This window comes from Streptomyces sp. CA-106110 (assembly GCF_050936285.1).
GTDB lineage: Bacteria > Actinomycetota > Actinomycetes > Streptomycetales > Streptomycetaceae > Streptomyces.
This window is the reverse complement of the sequence record NZ_JBNJNB010000001.1, coordinates 9,312,206-9,332,447: the sequence shown is the minus strand read 5'-3', so window position 1 is coordinate 9,332,447 and position 20,242 is coordinate 9,312,206. Positions and strand designations below refer to the sequence as shown.

The 20,242-nt window shown below is 71.0% G+C and carries 18 protein-coding genes and 1 pseudogene; 10 read left to right on the top strand and 9 right to left on the bottom strand.

The genetic code is table 11. The features are described 5' to 3' along the window. The first annotated feature begins 80 nt into the window (after positions 1 to 80). Complete coding sequence (locus ACQEXA_RS42990) at positions 81 to 1,019, top strand: 3-hydroxyacyl-CoA dehydrogenase NAD-binding domain-containing protein (RefSeq protein ID WP_433132710.1); 939 nt, start codon at positions 81 to 83, stop codon at positions 1,017 to 1,019. Here ACQEXA_RS42990 and ACQEXA_RS42985 read toward each other — a convergent pair. Continuing rightward, positions 1,010 to 2,329 (bottom strand): ISL3 family transposase, encoded by a 1,320-nt coding sequence (locus ACQEXA_RS42985; RefSeq protein WP_432938456.1) that lies wholly within the window; start codon positions 2,327 to 2,329, stop codon positions 1,010 to 1,012. The genes ACQEXA_RS42990 and ACQEXA_RS42985 overlap by 10 nt on opposite strands. 813 nt (positions 2,330 to 3,142) lie before the next feature. On the opposite strand from ACQEXA_RS42985, the gene ACQEXA_RS42980 reads away from it, so the two are divergent. After that, positions 3,143 to 3,799 carry a hypothetical protein gene (locus ACQEXA_RS42980; RefSeq protein WP_433132708.1) on the top strand — a complete coding sequence of 219 codons (657 nt, stop codon included), beginning with the start codon at positions 3,143 to 3,145 and terminating at the stop codon, positions 3,797 to 3,799. A gap of 25 nt (positions 3,800 to 3,824) precedes the next feature. On the opposite strand, the gene ACQEXA_RS42975 is transcribed toward ACQEXA_RS42980, so the two are convergent. After that, on the bottom strand, positions 3,825 to 4,412 hold the full coding sequence (locus ACQEXA_RS42975; protein WP_432925801.1) for an ABATE domain-containing protein: 588 nt from the start codon (positions 4,410 to 4,412) through the stop codon (positions 3,825 to 3,827). Between the two features lie 89 nt (positions 4,413 to 4,501). Between ACQEXA_RS42975 and ACQEXA_RS42970 the strand changes: the two genes are divergently transcribed. The 4 genes from ACQEXA_RS42970 (at position 4,502) to ACQEXA_RS42955 (ending at position 7,189) form a co-directional block, all read left to right on the top strand. After that, the gene (locus tag ACQEXA_RS42970) at positions 4,502 to 5,734 is read left to right on the top strand and encodes a cysteine desulfurase (RefSeq protein WP_432925803.1); all 1,233 of its coding nucleotides are present in this window, start codon (positions 4,502 to 4,504) and stop codon (positions 5,732 to 5,734) included. Positions 5,735 to 5,784: 50 nt separating this feature from the next. Continuing rightward, on the top strand, positions 5,785 to 6,210 hold the full coding sequence (locus ACQEXA_RS42965; protein WP_433134749.1) for a MerR family transcriptional regulator: 426 nt from the start codon (positions 5,785 to 5,787) through the stop codon (positions 6,208 to 6,210). Further along, complete coding sequence (locus ACQEXA_RS42960; RefSeq protein WP_432925806.1) at positions 6,207 to 6,644, top strand: carboxymuconolactone decarboxylase family protein; 438 nt, start codon at positions 6,207 to 6,209, stop codon at positions 6,642 to 6,644. Before ACQEXA_RS42965 ends, ACQEXA_RS42960 begins: the two co-directional genes overlap by 4 nt. A gap of 74 nt (positions 6,645 to 6,718) precedes the next feature. Beyond that, positions 6,719 to 7,189 carry a DUF6314 family protein gene (locus ACQEXA_RS42955; protein WP_432925808.1) on the top strand — a complete coding sequence of 157 codons (471 nt, stop codon included), beginning with the start codon at positions 6,719 to 6,721 and terminating at the stop codon, positions 7,187 to 7,189. Here ACQEXA_RS42955 and ACQEXA_RS42950 read toward each other — a convergent pair. Further along, positions 7,172 to 7,759 (bottom strand): histidine phosphatase family protein, encoded by a 588-nt coding sequence (locus ACQEXA_RS42950; RefSeq protein WP_359389798.1) that lies wholly within the window; start codon positions 7,757 to 7,759, stop codon positions 7,172 to 7,174. The two genes, ACQEXA_RS42955 and ACQEXA_RS42950, sit on opposite strands and share 18 nt — an antisense overlap. Positions 7,760 to 7,878: 119 nt before the next feature. Then, entirely contained in the window at positions 7,879 to 9,366 is a 1,488-nt protein-coding gene (locus ACQEXA_RS42945) for a PLP-dependent aminotransferase family protein (RefSeq protein ID WP_432925810.1), read from the bottom strand. Here ACQEXA_RS42945 and ACQEXA_RS42940 point away from each other — a divergent pair. Then, a complete protein-coding gene (locus ACQEXA_RS42940) occupies positions 9,365 to 10,339 on the top strand; it encodes a DMT family transporter (RefSeq protein ID WP_432925812.1) in 975 nt (324 codons plus the stop codon). The two genes, ACQEXA_RS42945 and ACQEXA_RS42940, sit on opposite strands and share 2 nt — an antisense overlap. 86 nt (positions 10,340 to 10,425) lie before the next feature. After that, positions 10,426 to 10,632, top strand: coding sequence for a DUF1918 domain-containing protein (locus ACQEXA_RS42935; protein WP_359389789.1), 207 nt, complete (start codon positions 10,426 to 10,428; stop codon positions 10,630 to 10,632). An 11-nt stretch (positions 10,633 to 10,643) separates the two neighbouring features. Here ACQEXA_RS42935 and ACQEXA_RS42930 read toward each other — a convergent pair. After that, a pseudogene (locus ACQEXA_RS42930) lies at positions 10,644 to 11,752 on the bottom strand (glycoside hydrolase family 10 protein). Between the two features lie 281 nt (positions 11,753 to 12,033). Here ACQEXA_RS42930 and ACQEXA_RS42925 point away from each other — a divergent pair. After that, positions 12,034 to 12,894: a 3-hydroxybutyryl-CoA dehydrogenase gene (locus tag ACQEXA_RS42925; protein WP_359389783.1), complete on the top strand. Its 861-nt coding sequence runs from the start codon at positions 12,034 to 12,036 to the stop codon at positions 12,892 to 12,894. 220 nt (positions 12,895 to 13,114) lie between these two features. Then, the gene (locus ACQEXA_RS42920; RefSeq protein WP_359389780.1) at positions 13,115 to 13,372 is read left to right on the top strand and encodes a hypothetical protein; all 258 of its coding nucleotides are present in this window, start codon (positions 13,115 to 13,117) and stop codon (positions 13,370 to 13,372) included. 22 nt (positions 13,373 to 13,394) lie between these two features. Here ACQEXA_RS42920 and ACQEXA_RS42915 read toward each other — a convergent pair whose 3' ends face one another. From ACQEXA_RS42915 to pheS, 4 genes are all read right to left on the bottom strand, one after another. Next, positions 13,395 to 13,940 carry an NUDIX domain-containing protein gene (locus ACQEXA_RS42915; RefSeq protein ID WP_432925814.1) on the bottom strand — a complete coding sequence of 182 codons (546 nt, stop codon included), beginning with the start codon at positions 13,938 to 13,940 and terminating at the stop codon, positions 13,395 to 13,397. A gap of 150 nt (positions 13,941 to 14,090) precedes the next feature. Then, positions 14,091 to 15,431: a transcriptional regulator gene (locus tag ACQEXA_RS42910; protein WP_432925816.1), complete on the bottom strand. Its 1,341-nt coding sequence runs from the start codon at positions 15,429 to 15,431 to the stop codon at positions 14,091 to 14,093. Between the two features lie 959 nt (positions 15,432 to 16,390). Beyond that, on the bottom strand, positions 16,391 to 18,901 hold the full coding sequence (pheT, locus tag ACQEXA_RS42905; RefSeq protein ID WP_432925818.1) for a phenylalanine--tRNA ligase subunit beta: 2,511 nt from the start codon (positions 18,899 to 18,901) through the stop codon (positions 16,391 to 16,393). After that, positions 18,901 to 20,025: a phenylalanine--tRNA ligase subunit alpha gene (pheS, locus tag ACQEXA_RS42900; RefSeq protein ID WP_432925820.1), complete on the bottom strand. Its 1,125-nt coding sequence runs from the start codon at positions 20,023 to 20,025 to the stop codon at positions 18,901 to 18,903. The genes pheT and pheS overlap by 1 nt, the downstream gene beginning before the upstream one ends. Between the last annotated feature and the right edge of the window lie 217 nt (positions 20,026 to 20,242).

Sequence of the window (20,242 nt, the reverse complement as noted above, 5' to 3'; positions counted from 1 at the left end):
AGCTCCCCGACCCCACACCGCCTTTCAACACTTCATGCATCGTCGCGAGCGACGCGCACTACCCGAAGGAAGCGCACACCATGAGCACTGTGAAGGCGGAATCCTTCCGCAACATCACCATCGTCGGCGCCGGCGTCATCGGCATGTCCTGGGCAGCACTGTGTCTCGCCCACGGACTTGAGGTAACTGTCACCGACCCAGCCCCCGCAACTGAGAGCCAGGTGCGCGCAGGTCTGGCTGCTATCGTCCCCACGCTGGAAGAATTGGGATTGCAGACTGAGGATCTGACTGCCCATCTGCGATTCGAGGCCGATCTGGCCGCCGCTGTGGCCCACGCCGACGTTGTGCAGGAGAACGGCCCGGAACGCCTGGAAGTCAAGCACCAGATATGGGCCACCATCGAGGAGAACGCCCCTGCCCATGCGCTCTTCGCCACCTCGACCTCGGGTCTTCCGGTCAGTGAGATCGCCACGATTCTCAAGCAGCCCGAACGCCTGATCGTCGGCCACCCCTTCAACCCGCCGCACCTCGTGCCCCTTGTCGAGATCGTTCCGGGCAAGCTCACCTCTGAAAACACCGTTGAGCAGGCACGCTCCTTCTATACCGCGCTCGGCAAGAAGCCTCAGGTTCTGCACAAGGAAGTTCATGGTTTCGTCGCCAACCGCTTGCAGGCGGCCTTCTTCCGGGAGTGCGTCCACCTCGTGGCCGAGGGAGTGGTGACCGAGCAGGAACTCGACGAGCTCGTCACCTCCTCGATCGGATCGCGGTGGGCAGTCGCCGGCCCCTTCCAGAGCTTCCATCTCGGCGGCGGTACCGCTGGGTTCGCTCACTTCCTCTCGCATCTCGCCCCAGCGATGGAGGAGAGCTGGAAGTTCCTGGGAAGCCCGACCTTCGACGAGACCACTGTCAAGCTGCTGAGCGAGCAGGCCGAGGCCTACCTCGGCAACCACCCCATCGAGGAACTCGCGGCTGAGCGGGATCGGGCACAGATCGCCCTCATGCGGGGTCTTCAAAGTTGAGCGGTGCGGAGGTGTCCGCGGGCTCGGCGGGTGGTGACGCAGCGTGTGCGTAGGCGTTGGTCCTCTGCGTTGCGGAAGCCGAAGGCGTTGCGTGCGACGAGCTTGATCACACGGTTGATGCCCTCGCTCTTGGCGTTGCTGTGACCGGTGTCGAGGAACGCGGCGATCTCCGCCCACCACCGGTCCACGGTCACGGCCAGCCGGACGACCTCGGGGATGTCCGAGTCCGCGCACCAGGTTAGGAACTTCCATCGGGCTTGGCCGACATGGTGCCGGTCGGCGCCGGTGCTGGCCAGGGCGAGGAGATTGCGCAGGCTCTCCTTCGCGATCCACGCGGTCAGCAGCGTCCGCCCGATCTGCCCCTCCTCCAGCAGCGGGTTCCACATCTTCGCGAACTGCTCGTCGGTGAGGTCCTCGCGATTGCGCAGGAGACGTCGTCTGGCCTTCCACTCCGGGTCACTGGCGCGTCCGCGCCGTCCGCGGGCCTCGGCGGTGGTGCGGCGCCGGAGTGTGGAGAGCATCTTGTTGGCGAGCTGGACGACGTGGAAGTGGTCGACCACGACGATGGCGTCGGGCAGGCCGGTGCGGATCGCGGCGCGGTAAGTGGCCGACATGTCGATGGCGACGTGAGTGATGTTCTTGCGCCAGGTCAGCGGGGTGGTGGACAGCCAGGCCAGGACGTCGGCGACGGCGCGGCCCTCGACCTGGCCAAGCAGCCCACCGTGGCCCAGCGCGTCGACGAACCCGGTGTGCCACCGATCCCGCATCAGGCGCCACTTGCCGGACTCGGGGTCCTGCTCCCACTTCGTCTTGCCCCGCCGGGTCTCGTCGACTCCCAGCACCTTCACCTCGGGCAGCGGGGCGTGGACGACCTCGCGCGCCGATATACGGAAGGCGCCCATCACCGTCGGCCAGGACAGATGCAGGTCGCGGGCGGCCTGGATGACCGTGGAGCCAGCATCGCGTACCCGGCGCCCGGCCGCCTGGCGCAGCCGGGCAGTGATCCGCGCCCCGGGCGGTATCTGGGCGACGCTCTCGGTAAACGACTTCCGCGGACACTTCGGCTCGCGGCACCACCAGCGGCGCTTGTGCCACAACAGCACCAGCCCGCGCTCCCCGTAGGGAAGATCCCGAGGACGGGTCCGGGCTGTGCCCTTCACCTTCCAGGCGAAGGCCCCGCACTCCGGGCAGGCGCGAGCCGCTTCCTCCGCCGTGGCCAGATGCACCCGGCGGGTGCCGTCCTCAAGCCGCTCGACCCGTATGACGGACACCCCGTCGAGGTCGAGCAGCAACGTCGTATCGTTGACCACGCCCGTGGCTCCCACATGATCGTTCTGCCTAGAGAACAGAAATGATCACTCAGGACCACGGGCTCCTTGCATCAGTGGGCACCAACACCCCATGTAGGTCACCGACTGTGACGAAAAGTCAGGGTGTCAGGCAAGGCGCACCGCTCAAGATCGAAGACCCCTCATGCGTGCGCTGGGTGGGCTCCCGCCCGCTCCTGCGGACTCAGCCCGCCCGTAGGCCGGTCGAAGCAACGGAAGGTGCCGAGCAGACAGGCCATCACGGTCGCCGACAGGCAGCCTGGCTGAGCAGCCGGCTCTGTGCCGTCTCCAGGACTTCATCCCGCTGGCGGGCCACTGGGCATGGGTCCTTCACGATCTCCTCATCCGGTGGGATCGCCGCGTCATAGGCACGGCCCGTTCGGTCCGCTTCCTCGACTTCCGTGAGGAGCAATATGGCTGCGTCGGACGGGCGGTAGGGCTTGTTTCCCGTTGGAACGCCGTTGGTCTGCTCGCCGAAGCATCGACGGGAGCGAAAGCGATCCAGGCGTTCCGACCCGCGCCGTCACCGTCACCCGGGACGCGAAGGACAGCGGCGCCTCCTTCGAGCTGGTTCTGTGGCGCACGGACGGCGGGGTACCGGACGACGCGGTGGTGCTCCGGGGCGCCTGAGAAGGTGCTGCCGACGGTCCCGGGGTGGTCCGCGGGCGAGCGACGGCGTCCTCCCCCGGCCTCCCCCGGCATCCGAGGCTCCCGCCGAGGCCGGCCACGTGTTCCTCGTAACTGTTCCGGCCTCCACGTGCCGCAGGGGCCGCCTCGGCCGTCATCATGATCGGCATGACTCCGATCACTGGCATGGACCTGACCGGCTTCATCGAGCGCGAACCCGGGGTGTGGACCGACGAGCGGGGGCTCGTCCTGTCGGTCCACTTCTTTCCCCAGGTCCCGGACCTGCCCGCCCCGCTCCACGAGCCCGAGCGACTCCGCCAGGGGATCGCCCAGGGGGTGGGCGGGCGCGGCGGGGGCCTGATCGAGGCGGTGTTCGGGACCGTGGACGAAGTGCCGGCCGTCCGGCAGCTCATCAAGGTGCCGCGGCCCGGCGGCCAGGGTCAGGTCTTCCTCGGTTCCTGGACGGTGCCGAAGGCCACCTGCAGCACGGTCCTCAAGGTGCAGGCCGCGGAAGGGGCGACCACCGGCGTGCGCGAGGCCATGGTCATGGCACAGGTGGGCCCGGCCGAGTACTTCCGGCCCCACCCGTACGCGCCCGGGCTGCGCGACGGTCTCCCCTGCCACGTCGCCGACGACGAAGGGTGGGACCCGCACTTCCCCGACCACCCGCTCACGCTCGTCCGCGCGACCCTGAACCGGATCGCGCCGTCCATCACCCTGGACGAGCGGTTCAAGGTCCTGCCGCCGTTCGGCACGCCCACGCCCCCTGCGGCTCAGCCGCCCGCGACCGGCCGCGGCCGGCTGCGCCGCCGCAAGGACGGCTGACAGGGGACCACCGCGCGCCGCCCCCTCAGCGCGTCTTGCGCGCCGCGTACGCCCGCGCCGCCCGCACCCGGTTGCCGCACTTCGTCGTGCACCAGCGCCGTGCCCCGTGCGAGCGCAGGAACCAGCGGTCACAACCCTGGGCGGCGCATTCCGTGAGCTGTTCGGCCTCGGAGCCGGTGAGCAGGTCGGCCGCGTCCTCGGCCAGCAGGGAGAGCGCCGCCGCGGCCGGGTTGCCGGTGTCCGGCTCGGCGGCGCGGTGCGGGCCTTCGGCCGTCCAGGCGAGGCGGGGGGTCGCGGGGGCCGCCGCCAGGGCGGCGTTGAGGGTCGCGAGGTCCTCGGCCGCGGGGACCTCATGGACCCCGTACGACGCGAACAGCGCGCGCAACGCCTCGCGCAGACCCAGCAGCCGCCCGAACTGCCTGCCGTTGAGCGCCACCGGGTCCGGCAGCAACCGATGCCGGACGAGCCACAGGTGCGCCGCCTCGGCGTCGTCGAGCAGGTCGACGGGGCCGTGGCTGAGGGTGAACCGCGTGTTCACCAGCGCCAGGGAGACATAGCGCTCCTCGCCGGGGACCGGGAGCTGGTGCAGGTAGACAGGGGCGTCATGATCCACGGCCTCATGCTAATCCTTGTCATTCTCCGTGAGAAGGCCTAGCGTGACTCACGGAGAATCGATTCAGAAACCGTGAGAGGTGAGCCGCCGTGGCCTTCGACGTCGACGTACTGCGCAAGGACTTTCCGATCCTGGAACGGACGGTGGACAGCGGCGCCCCTCTCGTCTACCTGGACTCCGGGGCCACCACCCAGAAGCCGCTCCAGGTGCTCGACGCCGAGCGGGACTTCTACCTCACGCGCAACGCCGCCGTGCACCGCGGCGCGCACCAGCTCGCCGGGGAGGCGACGGAGGCGTACGAGAACGCCCGGCACACCGTCGCCCGGTTCATCGGGGGCGCCGACGACGAGGTCGTCTTCACCAGGAACACCACGGAGAGCATCAACCTCGTCGCCTACGCCCTGGGCAACGCCGGCCGTCTCGGCCCCGGCGACCGGATCGTGGTGACGGAGATGGAGCACCACGCCAACCTGGTGCCCTGGCAGCAGCTCGCCGAGCGCACAGGCGCGACGCTGGACTGGTTCGGGCTCACCGACGAGGGGCGCCTCGACCTCAACCGTGTCGACGAGCTCATCGACGAGCGCACCAAGATCCTCGCCGTCACCCACCAGTCCAACGTCCTCGGCACGATCAACCCCGTACGCGAACTGGCCGACCGCGCCCATGCCTTCGGTGCCCTCGTCGTGGTCGACGGCGCCCAGTCGGTCCCCCACCGGCCGGTCCGCGTATCCGATCTGGACGCCGACTTCCTCGCCTTCTCCGGGCACAAGATGCTCGGCCCGAGCGGGGTCGGTGTGCTGTGGGGCCGGCGCGAACTGCTCGCGGGACTACCGCCGTTCCTCACCGGCGGCTCGATGATCGAGATCGTCGAGATGGACCGCACCACCTTCCTGCCCCCGCCGCAGCGCTTCGAGGCGGGTGTGCCGATGACGGCCCAGGCGGTCGGACTGGCGGCGGCGGTGGACTACCTGGAGGCGCTGGGCATGGACGAGGTGGCGGCGCACGAGGACCGCCTCACCGCCCGCGCGCTCGAGCTCCTCGGCGACCTCCCCGGCGTGCACATCGTCGGCCCGCGCGACCTCACCGACCGCGGTTCCGCCGTCTCCTTCACGGTCGACGGCATCCATCCGCACGACGTCGGCCAGGTGCTGGACGAGCGGGGCGTCGCCGTTCGGGTGGGCCATCACTGCGCCCGCCCCGTCGTACGGCGTTACGGGATTCCGGCGACCACCCGGGCGAGCTTCTACGTGTACAACACGATGGACGAGGTGGATGCCTTGGTGGAGGGCGTTCGCGCAGCTCAGGCCTACTTCGGCGGGTGATCGACGCCGGCGCTTGACCTGGAGCGCGCTCCAGGTCCTACGGTCTTTCCATAACCAGCGGAGAGCCCCTGGCGCCCGAACGGGAGCCGACCCTGACCATCGCCCAGGTCGCCGAGCGCACCGGCCTCACGCACGACACGTTGCGCTACTACGAGAAGGCCGGGCTGATCGAACGGGTCGGCCGGACCGTCGGCAACCAGCGGCGCTACGCGGCGGCGGACCTGGCCTGGCTGGAGTTCCTGCTCAGGCTGCGCGAGACGGGCATGCCGATCGCCGACATGCAGCGATTCGCGCGACTGCGGGCGCGCGGAGACACCACGGTCGGCGACCGGCTGGCGATGCTCCGGGCGCACCGCGCCGAGCTCGCGGACCACATCCGTGCCCTGCGCCGCAACGCGGCCGCGCTGGACGACAAGATCGACCACTACGAACGGCTGCTCGAGCAGCGGCAGCCGGGGACGGAAGAACGGGAATGAGCGAGAGCACCACCCGTGAAGAGCGCTTCGGCCACGGCCTGGAGGTCCTGAACAACGTCGACGGCGAGGCCGGACAGCGGGTCCTCGACGCGCTCGCCGACGTCAGCCCCGAACTCGGTCACCAGATCGTCTCGTGGGCCTTCGGCGAGATCTACGACCGGCCGGGGCTCGCCCCGCGCGACCGCCAGCTGGTGACCCTCGGCATGCTCACCGCCCTCGGTGGCTGCGAGGCCCAGCTGGACGTGCATGTGGGCGCGGCGCTGAATGTGGGCCTCACGCCCGAGCAGATCGTCGAGGCGCTGCTGCACTCGGCCGTCTACTGCGGCATACCGAAGGCGCTCAACGCGACCTTCGCCGCGAAGAAGGTGTTCGCGGAGCGCGGGCTGCTGCCGCTCGGCGAGCCGTCCGCCCCCGCCGGGGCTGCCTCCGCCTGATCCACGGCAGGATGGAGGAGGGGCACGAGCGCCTCGACGAGGCGTGTCGTGCCCGGAGGGCGGAAAGGGAGACGATGAGTGAGTTCTGGCCGGTGAACGACGTGCTGGCCTATCTCACCGGGCGCTGGCGGGTGGAGCGCACCGTGCGGGATCTCGCGAGCGGTGAGGAGGGGCGCTTCGAGGGGACGACCGTGTTCTCGCCGCTGGAGGACGACGGCGACGGGCTGCTGCACCAGGAGTCGGGCACGTTCGTCTGGCGGGGCACGCCCCGTCCCGCCGAGCGGACACTCCGGTTCCTGCCCGGGACGTCGGCCGGCACCTCGGACGTGCGGTTCGCCGACGGCCGTCCGTTCCACGACCTCGATCTCACCGGCGGCCGCCACGTCGCCGAGCATCCGTGCGCCGCGGACCTCTACCGAGGCGAGTTCACGGTCCACGACCAGGACCACTGGCGCACGGTGTGGAGGGTCGGCGGACCCGCGAAGGACCTCCTCCTGACCACCGACTACACGCGCGAGCGGGACCGGTCAGACGCGGACCTGTGACCCGGCCTCCAGCCGAAGGTTCCAGCGCCCGTTGTGACCGGCGAGCGTGATCGTGGACAGCGGGCGGACGTCGATGTTCCAGTACGACGACGGCCCCGCCTTCAGCGCGTACACCAGCGCGGCCCGCACCACCGCCGGCTCCGTCACGGCGACGATCCGGCTGCCGTCGTCCACGGGACGTGTGTCCAGCCAGCCGCCCACACGGGAGATGAAGGACATCAGCGGCTCTCCGCCGTGCGGCGCGGAACGGGGGTCGGCCAGCCAGGCGTCCACAGCGGAGGGCTCCCGGGCCATCGCCTCGCCCAGGGTGAGGCCGCGCCAGCGGCCCATGTCGCAGTCCCGCAGCGCGGGCTGCACCAGTGGCGCATACCCGAGCGCGTCGCCGGTCGCCCGGCTCCGCGGGGTCGGCGAGCAGTAGCGCAGCTCGGCCGCCGCCAACGGCACCAGGTCGTGGGCGACACGCTGCACCTCGTCCCAACCGGCCTGGTCCAGTGGCCGGTCGTCCTGGAACCGCTCCGCCAGCAGCGACGAGCTACGCGCTGCGGCGACGAACGTGACCCGAAGATGCATGCGGCGATCGTGTGCCCACCATGTGGGCAGGTCAAGGGGGCGTTACTCAGGAGTTACCAACGGTACCGCCGTCTTGACGCGCGCCCGGCCCGTGCACCGGTCGGCGGCGTCCGCGATGGTCACCGGCCGGAAACGTCCGCGTCGAGTGCAGTTCCCGTGGCGCGCCCGGTCGGCCGGAGCACCTTCTCGCAGGCCGTGCGCAGACGGCGCACGCCCTCCGTGATCTCCCCCGTCCCCGCGGCCGCCGCGAAGCTCAGCCGCAGATGGGCGGCGGGGGGTTCGGCACTGAAGTAGGGGCGTCCGGGGGCGACCGCGACGCCCTCGCGCAGGGCGCCCGCGACGAGGGCGGACTCGTCGGTGCCCTCGGGCAGCCGCACCCAGAGGTGATAGCCGCCGGCCGGGACGTGCGGCAGGGCGAGCCCGGGCAGAGCCAGACGCAGCGCGGCGGTCAGCGTGTCGCGGCGGCGCCTCAACTCGGCGGAGACGGTACGCAGATGACGCGGCCAGGCAGGCGATCCGACGAGTTCGAGCGCGGCCTCCTGCAAAGGACGCGGCACGAAGAAGGTGTCGACGATCTGGATGGCCCGCAGCCGATCGAGGACCGGACCGCGGGCCGCCAGGGCGGCGACCCTGAAGCTGGGCGAGGTCGCCTTGGTGAGCGAGCAGACGTGCACCACGACACCGTCGGGATCCTCGGCGGCCAGCGGGGGCGGCACCGGTCCTGAGTCCTCGTGCACCAGCCGCCGTACGAAGTCGTCCTCGATCACGAAGGCGCCGGCGTCCCGCACGATCCGCAGGACCTCACGGCGGCGCCCGGGCGCGAGCACGGCTCCGGTCGGGTTCTGGAACAGCGGCTGGCAGACGAGGACGCGGGCACCGCTCGCGCGGAACGCGTCGGCGAGCAGCTCCGGCTTCACCCCGTCCGCGTCGACCGGGACGGGCACCGGTCTCAGGCCGGAGGCGCGGGCGATCGCCAGCATGCCGGGGTAGGTGGGCGACTCCACCAGGACCGGTGCACCCGGGGATGCCAGGGCCCGCAGCGCGGTGGTGAGGGCGGACTGGCCGCCCGCCGTGATCAGTACGTCGGCCGCGGTGATCGCGCCGCCGATGCCCCGTGCGAACCACTCGCGCAGTTCGGCGATGCCTTCGACGGGCGGCCGCGCCCACACTCCGGGCCTGCGCCCGGCCCGGGACAGGGCGGCGCCCATCGCGCGCTCGGGCTGCAGAGCGGGATGCAGATAGCCGCCGTTGAACTCGACGACACCGGCGGGCGGGGCGGCCAGCGAGGCCAGTACCCCGGAGGCGTCGACGCTGCGCGGCACGAGTTCCACGGTGGTGTCCGCGCTCAGCGCGACCTCCTGCCATGCGGTGTCGCCCACCGCCTGGGACTCGGCGCGCGGCTCGGCACGGAACGCCCCGGCTCCGGGACGCGTCACCACAAGCCCCTCGGCGGCCAGTTGCGCCAGCGCCCGCGACACGGTCACGGGGCTCACGCGAAACCGCTCGACGAGGACACGGCTGGACGGCAGCTTCTCTCCAGGAGAGTAGCGCTTCAATTCCGGTCGCAGCAGATCCGCCAACTGTCCCACGCTGCTACGCTCATGCATGAGAGCAGAGAATAGCGCTACCCCCCATAACGCGATAGCGGTGCGCCCGGCATCCGGGAGCACCTCCCCCGGCAGCGGAGCCGCCGGGGATCCTCAGGACGCCACCTCGGTCTCCCAGCGCCGTGCCGGCACGCTGCAGGCGGCCCTCGGGGTCGTCGCCTTCTCGCTCACGTTTCCCGCCACCGCCTGGGGACTGGACGGGTTCGGGCCCTGGTCGCTGGTGGCGGTGCGCAGTGTGCTGGCGGCGGTGATCGCCGGCGGGTGTCTGCTCGCACTGCGCGTGCCCCTGCCCGCGCGACCGCACTGGCCGGGCCTCGCCGTCGTCGCGGCCGGGGTCGTGGTCGGCTTCCCGTTGCTGACCACCCTCGCCCTGGAGACCTCGACCACCGCGCACGCCGCCGTGGTGGTCGGGCTTCTCCCTCTGACCACCGCCCTCTTCTCCGCGCTGCGCGTCGGCACCCGCCCTTCCCGGACCTTCTGGCTCGCGGCCCTGGCCGGCGCCGCCGCCGTGATCGCCTTCACCGTGCAGCAGAGCGGCGGCGCACTGACGGGTGCGGACGCCTACCTCTTCGGCGCCCTGCTGATCTGCGCGGCGGGCTACACCGAGGGCGGCCGGCTGGCCCGGGTGATGCCCGGCTGGCAGGTCATCGGCTGGGCACTGGTGCTGTGCCTGCCGCTCACCGTGCCCGGTGCGCTCGTCGCCCTGTCGTGGGAACCGGTACGTCTTACGGTGCACTCCGTGACCGGGGTGCTGTGGGTGGCGGCCGGGTCGCAGTTCCTGGGCCTGGTGGTCTGGTACCGGGGCATGGCCGCCGTGGGGATACCTCGGGCGAGCCAGTTGCAGTTGGCTCAGCCGCTGCTCACACTGGTGTGGTCGGTACTGCTCCTCGGCGAGCACCTCACTCCGGCCGCACCGCTCACGGCCGTCGCGGTCCTGGTCTGCATCGCGGTCACGCAGCGGGCGAGAGCATGACCGGGGCGGGGCACGAACCGGCGCTCCCGGGCCGCGGACTCGCGGCCAAGGACCGACGACGCTTACGCGACGAGGAGGCCCATCGGATGCGCGCAACTGTGGGCGACAAGCTGGTGCAGCACGGCAGGATTGTCGGGCAGCACGACAAGATCGGTGAGATCGTCGAAGTCATGGGCACGAATGGCAACCCGCCCTACCGCGTCCGCTTCCAGGACGGGCACGAAGGCGTGTGCTCACCGGGCCCCGACACGGAGATCCGCCACAAGGAAATCAGCGGGCAGATCGGGCACTAGGCCCGGCAGGGTCAGCGCGGGGGCTTCGCCGGCTGCTTGTAGTGGTCGGCGACCACCCGCGCCATCGCGCCGATCGGATCGAGCGCGATGTCCTTGGCGGCGAAGAAGACATGGCCGCCCACCTGCGGGTAGCGGCCGGCCAGAGTCAGGTGCCGGGAGAGCTCCGCCGGGTCCTGCCAGGCAGCGGGCTGCTGGGGGTCACCGGCCTTGTACAGCGCCTCCCCCACGTACAGGCGTACGGCCGTGCCCTGGACGGTCTTCGCCCACCAGCGCACGAGTTCCGCGTAGTCGGCCGCGCCGAAGCCGATGTTCCAGTAGATCTGCGGGCAGATGTAGTCCAGCAAGCCGGAGCGCACCCAGGCCCTGGTGTCCGCGTACAGGTCGTCGTACGTCTGGACGCCGGCCCGTGTGGCCGAGCCGCGGGAGTCGGTGGCGGCGTTGCGCCACACCCCGAAGGGGCTGATCCCGAAGCGGGCGGTCGGCCGGACGCGCCGGACGCGGGCCGCGACCTCCTCCACCAGCAGGTCGATGTTGTTCCGGCGCCAGGCCGCCCGGCTCGCGAAGCCGCCGCCGTGTGCGGCGTAGGCCGCGTCGTCGTCGAAGACCTGGCCCGCGACGGGATACGGGTAGAAGTAGTCGTCGAAGTGGACGCCATCGACCGGATAGCGCTGCACGGCATCGAGGATCGCGTCCTCGACGAAGGTGCGACCTGGGGCAGACCGGGGTTGTAGAAGAGCATGCCGCCGTAGGACACGACCCACTCGGGATTTCTGCGCGCCGGGTGCGAGGGCACGAGCCGCGAGAGGTCGGTGTGGGCGGCGACCCGGTAGGGGTTGAACCAGGCGTGCAACTGAAGCCCCCGCGCGTGCGCCTCCTCGATGGCCGTCCCCAGCGGGTCCCAGCCCGGGTACTTGCCCTGGGTGCCGGTGAGGTACTGGGACCAGGGCTCGTACGTCGAGGGCCACATCGCATCGGCCGTGGGGCGGACCTGGAAGAAGACCGCGTTCAGCCCGCGCCGGACCGCCGTGTCGAGGTGGGCGCGCAGCTGGGCCTGCTGCACGGCGGGCGACAGACCGGAGCGGGAGGGCCAGTCACGGTTGGACACGGTCGCGAGCCACATCCCCCGCAGCTCGGTGGTCGCCTGCCGTCGCCTCGGTGCGGCCGCCGCGCCCGTGGTGAAGGCCGACAACGCGGCCACCGCGAACGCCCGTCGTGACAACTGGCTCATCTGCCCCGCCCTCGTACACTGTGGATCCACACCGTCACGGATCGTTACCGCGCCCCAGCATGCACGCACCCTCACGATCGATCATCGATACTTGGGAGTAGCGTGCACGAATGGAGCAGGCGACCGGTACCCGAACGGACCTGCCACAGCCGTAGATCAGCGAAAGGGACGATGTGACCGACATCGAACGCGTCGGAGTGGTGGGCTGCGGCCAGATGGGAGCGGGCATCGCCGAGGTGTGCGCCCGTGCCGGACTGGACGTGAAGGTCGCCGAGACCACCGGCGAGGCCCTGGAGATCGGGCGGACCCGCCTGTTCAACTCCCTGTCCAAGGCAGCCGAGCGAGGCAAGATCTCCGAGGAAGAGCGGGAGGCGACGCAGGCGCGCCTCACCTTCACCACCGACCTCGGCGAGTTCGCCGACCGCGACCTGGTGATCGAGGCCGTCGTGGAGAACGAGCAGGTGAAGACCGAGATCTTCCAGGTGCTCGACCAGGTGGTGACCCGCCCCGACGCCATCCTCGCCTCCAACACCTCCTCGATCCCTCTGGTGAAGCTCGCGGTCGCCACCTCGCGTCCGGACCACGTGGTCGGCATCCACTTCTTCAACCCGGCCCCGGTGCAGCAGCTCGTCGAGCTGATCCCGGCCCTCACCACCTCCGAGGGCACCCTCGGCCGGGCGCAGCTGTTCGCGGAGAAGGCCCTCGGCAAGCATGCGATCCGGGCCCAGGACCGCTCGGGCTTCGTGGTCAACGCGCTGCTCGTGCCCTATCTGCTCTCCGCCATCCGGATGTTCGAGTCGGGTATCGCCGGCCGCGAGGACATCGACAACGGCATGGAAATGGGCTGCGCCCACCCGATGGGCCCGCTCAAGCTCTCCGACCTGATCGGCCTGGACACGATCGTCTCCATCGCCAACTCGATGTACGAGGAGTACAAGGAGCCCCTGTACGCCGCTCCCCCGCTGCTGCAACGCATGGTGGAGGCGGGCCGGCTCGGCCGGAAGACGGGTTCGGGCTTCTACACCTACTCCTGATCCCTTCGCCGGCTTCTGCCCTGACGCCTGATCACGGACCGTGGGCCTTCGGCCGGTACGGGCCCGGCACCGTTCGCGGTGCCGGGCCCGCTCCATTCACACACCGTGTGCGCATCGGACCCGCATATGCCACGCGCACACTCTCCCCACCCGTCCGCCAGGCGAGTTGACTTCTCATGCGCATGCAAGGGATGTGACGACTACGGAAAGGAGCGGACTTGTGACCGCCGACCCCGAGCATCCCGTGGTCCATGGAGATGTCGCAGAGTTACGCCGTCGCCTCGACGTTGCGCAGGCACGGGTGGAGGGAGGACTGGCCCTGCTCAGCCAGCGCGCCGAGCAGACCGCCAAGGATCTCGACGACCTGAGCGAGCGGGTCGTGGCACTGGAGCACACGCGCTGGCCGCTGCCCGCGGTAGCCGCCCTCACGGCCGTGGGCGCACTCGTCGTGGCGGTCTGGCAGGCTCTCGCCCGTTAGCCGCCGGGACGCCGTACGGGATTCAGGGCACAGCGTCCTGCCCGAACCTGAGGTGATGCAGGAGGAGCAGCGCGGCTGCCATGTTCGCGGCCGGGACCTCTCCGCGGGCGACCATGTCGGGGACCAGTTTGAGGGACACCCATTCCCGGCGGTCCGACTCGAAGTCGTCCACGGGGTGCCCGACGTACTCGCCCTCGTCGGCCCAGTAGATGTGGTGCCGGGCGTCGGTCAGTCCGTTGGAGGGCTCGACGCTCATGAGATGGCGCAGGGGTCCCGGTCGCCAGCCGGTCTCCTCCTCGAGTTCGCGGGCCGCCGCGGCGGCGATGTCCTCGCCGTCCTCGACGACCCCCGCGGCGAGTTCCCATCCCCAGCTGTCGGTGATGAAGCGGTGCCGCCACAACAGCAGCACCTCGTTGGCCTCGTTGACGACGGTCGCCACGGCGACGGGCCGCAGCCGTATCAGGAAGTGGTCGAGGTGCCGACCGTCCGGCAGCTCGACATCAGCGAGATTGACGCTGAACCAGCGGTTCGCATAAACGGTTTGTTCGTTCTGCTTCGTCCACTGCACGGTTCTGCCACCTTCCACTCAGTAAGTGGCAATATCGCAGCAGGAGCGTCCACGCAGCAGGCTCACAGCGATGCATCCCCGGCGCGGCGGCGGGCGCGACCGTCCGCGCCGAGGGGGCCGATACCCGCATCGGGTGTGGTGGGAGCGGGTCTACAGCGGTACGCGCAGTGCGCCGTCGATGAGTTCGGCCGCGTCCGCCGTTCCCGCACCGCCGCTGCGTACCAGGTGCTCGCGTACCGCCCGCAGTCTCTCGCGCAGACGCATGGACTCCATTCCCCGGGCCCGCTCCGCCATCTCGACCGCGGTGGCCACCGCCTTGTCGGCGTTGCCCTGGCGCAGCTCGATCTGACTGAGCATGGCGAGCCGGTGCACCCGGCCGCGGTCGTGCGCGGGAGTGCCGACGGCGGCCGCCGCGTGCTCCCCTGCCGCCGTCAGATCGCCGAGGCTGAGCAGCGCCTCCGCGACCTGCACGTTGACGAGGCCGGGCTGGACATAGCCGGTCTCGTCCGGCTCGTATCCGCGCCTGATCCGTTCCGCGGCCGACTCGGCCCGCCGGATGCACGACAGCGCTCCCGTGGCGTCGCCGAGGTGCGCGTACGCCTTCGCCTGCATCGCGTACAGGTCCGAGGCCAGAGCCGGAGTGATCTGCTTGCCCGCGGCGCGCAGCGCGGCCTCGGCGAACGCGACGGCCTGCCGGTACTCCTTCATGAACAGCGACTGGTTGACCAGCAGCGCTATCACATAGGCGCCGAGCCCCTGGTCGCCGCTGGCCTTCGCCAGACGCAGGGCCTGGTGGAAGTAGCGCTGGGCCAGGCCGTGGGCGTCCGAGTCGTAGGCGCAGATGCCGGCGATCGCCACCAGGCCGCCGGTGGCGCGGTGCAGCTGGCGGCCCATCGCGTCGGTGTAACTGCCGCGCAGCAGGGGCGCCGTCTCGGAGTTGAGGAAGCCGACGATGCGGTTGCGGGTCGCGACGCCGCCCGCCTTGCGGTACATCTGCTCGTAGTGGGCGCGGGCGGACCGCAGTGTCTCGATGTCGGCCGGGGTGACCCGGTGCCTGCCTCCGCGTGAGACGTCCACGTCCTCGGGCGGGTTCTCCCATTCCCACACGGGCATCACGGCGGGCGTACCGGTGACGGCGGGCGCGTCCAGGATGTGGGGGCGCTGCTGCTCGTCGGAGCGCCACAGGGCGGTGGCCCGTTCGACGAAACCGGACAGGCCGGAGCCGTGCGGGGCGGCCGGTTCGCCGGGTACGCCGAGGCCGATGTCGTCGAGCGTCACCGGGCGGTGCAGCCGGGCGGCGAGGACCTCGCAGATCAGGTCCGGCACCTGACCGCGGGGACGCTGGCCCTTCAGCCAGCGTGCCACGGCGGTGTGTTCGTATCTGAGCGCAAGGCCGCGGGCCCGCCCTGCCTGGTTGACGTGCGCGGCCAGTCCCGCGTGGGATGTCCCGGCCTCGTCGAGGATCGCGTCGAGCAGAGTGTTGGGCTGCATGGGTGCCCCCCGGTGACTTCGTCTCGACAGCGTAGTGCGTTCGGATTCACACGGGGTGTGAACGAAGTGCGCGAAGCCGGGCTGTGCGCGCGCTGCCGCAGAGGGTTTCCGGCCGCTTGACTTGAATCCCTCGTAAGAGGCCGGCCGGGCCGCCGGCTCCCCCTCGTACAGTGCGGCGGTCCGATTCCGCGCCGTCCGTCCCGCTGCCTGCCCGACACTCCGTGGCGGGGCGGACGGCGCGGCCGTGGTGCACAGGAACGCGCGGGGAGGCGCGGGTCCGGCCGCGAGCGGTCCGCGGCCGGACAGCCACGCGTTCCGCCGGCGCCGGCGCCACCCAAATGAGCCGGGGCGCGCGACCTGGCGCGGCATCACGGCATGGCCGGGTCATCCGGGTGCGCCCCACGGGACAGATCCCCCCGTGGGGCGCACCGCACCGAACAACGCGCAACGATCCGACCACGAGGGGCCGGACCCGTCTTAGCTCCGCAGCGTGGCCCCTGGCCGCAAGGTGGCGGTCACGACCGGAGCGCAGGGCACCTGGCCGCATTGCCGGTACAACCAAGTGCGCCCTACGAGAGGAACCCCCGCGGACCCGACCGCGAGGGGCAGGACCGCGCCCAACTCCCCAGCACGGCCTGCCTGCTCGACGGCCGGCGCAACCGCGGCACACGACGCCCGACACTGCACATCACCGCGTCGCCGCGTCATCCGAGTGCGTGCCACGAGGGAAGAACCCCGAGGGCGCACCGCAACGGACATCGCGCACCGACCCCACCGCGAAGGGCGGGACCCCGCCCAAATGCGCAGCATGGCCCTGCCCGTTCAGCGGTCGGCGCGACCGCGCCGCACCGCGCCGCAGCCCGGCACGAACCAAGTGCGCCCCACGAGGGAAGATCCCTCGTGGGACGCACCGCATCAAACGTCGTGCGACGATCCGACCGCGACGGGTCGGATCCCGCCTAGCTCCGCAGCGTGGCTCCCGTCCGCTCGGCCGCCAGGGCGACCGCGGCGTCGCGGGCCGCGGAGGCCTCGTCGACGGTCAGCGTCCGGTCGGGGGCGCGGAAGCGCAGCGCGTACGCCAGCGACTTCTTGCCCTCGCCGAGCTGCTCGCTCTCGTAGACGTCGAACAGCCGCAGGGACTCCAGCAGCTCGCTGGCGCCCTCGCGCAGCGCGGCCTCGACGTCCGCGTGCGGGACGTTCCCGTCGACGACCAGCGCGACGTCCTGGGTGGCGACCGGGAAGGTCGAGATCCGGGGGCCCTTCACCGGCCCCGTGCCCGACTGCTCCAGGACGTCCAGGTTCAGTTCCATCGCGCAGGTGCGCTCGGGCAGACCCAGGGTCTTCAGGACGCCGGGGTGCAGCTCACCGGCGTACCCGACGACCTGCTCGGTCCCCTCGGTCACCACGGCCAGTTCGGCGCAGCGACCGGGGTGCCAGGGACCGTACTGGCCCTTGCGGACGACGAGGTCGGCCCCCACCTCACGGGCGACGGCACGCGCGGCCTCGATGGCGTCGGCCCAGTCGGCCGGGCGGCCCTTGCCCCACCAGCCGACCTGCTCGCGGGCGCCCGCGAGGACCACGGCGATGTGCCGGGGCTGCTCGGGCAGCGCTGCCGTGAGCGAGGCGATCTCCTCGTCGGTCGGGCGGCGGTCGACGGGCAGGCGCGAGGCGACGCGCTGCTCCGCGCGCGGGTGGAAGACCAGCCCGGACTCGAAGAGCGCCAGGTCGTGCGAGCCGCGGCCGTCGTTGCGGCGCAGCGCGCCGAGCAGGCCCGGCAGCAGCGTCGTACGGAGGGCGGGCTCCTCGTCCGAGAGCGGGTTGACCAGCTTGACGACCCGGCGGTTCGGGTCGTCGGCGGCCAGGCCGAACTGGTCGAAGATCTGCTCGCCGATGAACGGGTAGTTCGGCGCCTCGACATAGCCAGCACCGGACAGCGCGCGGCCGACACGGCGGTGCAGCCGCTGCCGCTCGGTCAGGCCACGGCCCGCCGGGGGCTTGGGCAGCGTGGAGGGCAGGTTCTCGTAGCCCTCCAGCCGGATGACCTCCTCGGCCAGGTCGTTCGGGTCGGTCAGGTCGGGCCTCCAGGACGGGACGGTGACGATCAGCTCGTCCTGCCCGTAGACGTCGCAGCCGACCTCCTGGAGCCGCCGTACGACGGTCTCGCGGCCGTAGTCGACGCCCGCCACCTTGTCCGGGTGGTTCGCCGGAATGGTGATGGTGCGCGGCGCGGACGGCGCGATGACCTCGGTGACACCGGCCTCGGCGGTACCGCTCCCGAGCAGCACCAGCAGGTCGACCGTGCGCTGGGCGGCGGCGGGCGCGGCCAGCGGGTCGACACCGCGCTCGAAGCGGCGGGACGCCTCGGAGGCCAGCTTGTGGCGGCGGGCCGTACGCGCGATCGAGATCGCGTCGAAGTGGGCCGCCTCGATGACGACGTCGGTGGTGCCGCCGTTCTCGTGCTGGTGGTCGGCGATCTCCGTGTTGGCGCCGCCCATGACACCGGCGAGGCCGATCGGGCCTCGGTCGTCCGTGATCACCAGGTCCTCGGAGCCCAGCGTGCGCGTGACGCCGTCGAGGGTGGTGAGCTGCTCTCCCGGCTCGGCCCGGCGCACGCCGATCGTGCCCTGGATGAGGGAACGGTCGTACGCGTGCAGGGGCTGGCCCAGCTCGATCATCACGTAGTTGGTGATGTCGACGGCCAGGGAGACCGGGCGCATGCCCGCCTTCTGCAGCCGTCGCTGCAGCCAGATCGGGGAGCGCGCCTCGGGCTCGATCCCGGTCACCGTACGCGCCGTGAAACGGTCGCAGCCGAGCGGCTCGGAGACCTGCACCGGGTAGCCGGAGGCGTTCGGCGCCGGGACGTCGATCAGCGCCGAGTCGCGCAGCGGCAGACCGTAGGCGATGGCGGCCTCCCGGGCGATGCCGCGCAGCGAGAGCGCGTAGCCGCGGTCCGGGGTGACGGCGATGTCGAGCACCTCGTCGACCAGCTCGAGCAGTTCGATCGCGTCGATGCCGACCTCGGTCTCGGGCGGCAGCACGATGATGCCCTTGCTGCCGTCGTCGCCCATGCCCAGCTCGTCGCTGGAGCAGATCATGCCGTGCGAGGTCCTGCCGTACGTCTTGCGCGCGGCGATCGAGAAGCCGCCGGGCAGCACGGCGCCCGGCAGGACCACGACGACCTTGTCGCCGACGGAGAAGTTGCGGGCGCCGCAGACGATCTCCTGGGGCTCACCCGTGCCGTTGGCCTGACCGACGTCGACCGTGCAGAACCGGATCGGCTTCTTGAAGCCCTCCAGCTCCTCGATGGACAGCACCTGGCCGACGGCCAGCGGGCCCTTGAGGTCGGCGCCGAGCTGCTCGACGGTCTCGACCTCGAGACCGACCGAAATGAGCTTGGCCTGGACGTCGCGCCCGGTCTGAGTCGCCGGCAGGTCGACGTACTCCCGCAGCCAAGAAAGCGGGACCCGCATCAGATCTCCATCCCGAAGGGCCGGGTGAACCGGACGTCACCCTCGACCATGTCTCGCATGTCTTCGACGTTGTGGCGGAACATCAGCATCCGCTCGATACCGAACCCGAAGGCGAATCCGCTGTACTTCTCGGGGTCCACGCCGCAGGCGACGAGCACCCGCGGGTTGACCATGCCGCAGCCGCCGAGCTCGATCCAGCCCTCGCTGGAGCAGGTGCGGCAGGGCCGGTCCGGGTTGCCGACGGACTCGCCCTTGCAGACGTAGCAGAGCATGTCCATCTCGGCGGACGGCTCGGTGAAGGGGAAGTAGTTCGGCCGCAGCCGGGTCTTCATGTCCGGCCCGAAGAGCGACTGGACCATGTGGTCCATCGTGCCCTTGAGGTCGGCCATGGTCAGGCCCTCGTCGACGGCCAGCAGCTCGATCTGGTGGAAGACCGGGGTGTGCGTGGCGTCCAGCTCGTCGGTGCGGTACACGCGGCCGGGGCAGACGATGTAGACGGGGGGCTCGCGGTCGAGCAGGGAGCGGGCCTGGACCGGCGAGGTGTGCGTGCGCAGCACCACACCGGACTCGCCGTGGTCGCCCTTGGGGCCCTCGACGAAGAAGGTGTCCTGCATCTGCCGGGCCGGGTGGTCGGGGCCGAAGTTCAGGGCGTCGAAGTTGAACCACTCCGCCTCTACCTCGGGGCCCTCGGCGACCTCGTACCCCATGGACACGAAGACGTCCGCGACCCGCTCCATGAACGTGGTCAGCGGGTGCCGTGCGCCGGCCGGTACGCGGTCGTAGGGCAGGGTGACGTCCACCGACTCCTCGACCAGCACGCGGGCGTCCCGCTCGGCCTCCAGCTCGGCCTGGCGGGCGGCGAGCGCCTTGTTCACCGCGCCGCGGGCCATACCGACACGCTTGCCGGCGTCGGCCTTGGCGTGCGGGGGCAGGGCGCCGATCTCGCGGTTGGCGAGGGCCAGCGGCGAGGCGGGGCCGGTGTGGGCGACCTTGGCCTCGTGGAGCGCGTCGAGGGAGACCGCGGCGCCGAAGGCGGCGAGCGCCTCGTCCCGCATGCGCTCGATCTCTTCCGATTTCAAGGCCTCGACCTCGACAGGGTCGTACGACTTATTGGGTGCCGACATCTCTTCCCGTGCTTCCGATTGGCTGGCTGAAGGTCCCCGTCACTGGTCCTGACACTGGTCCGATGACACTTTCCGATGACGAATCGTCGCCGACTTCGGGACGCAAAGGTGCCAAAGGCCGAGTCTAACGGGGTGGGAGCGGCAACCGGGCCGAGTGTCCACGAGGTGGCCGGACGGCGGCTCCCTGAAAATGCGGAGGAGCCCGTGGGCCTCGGCG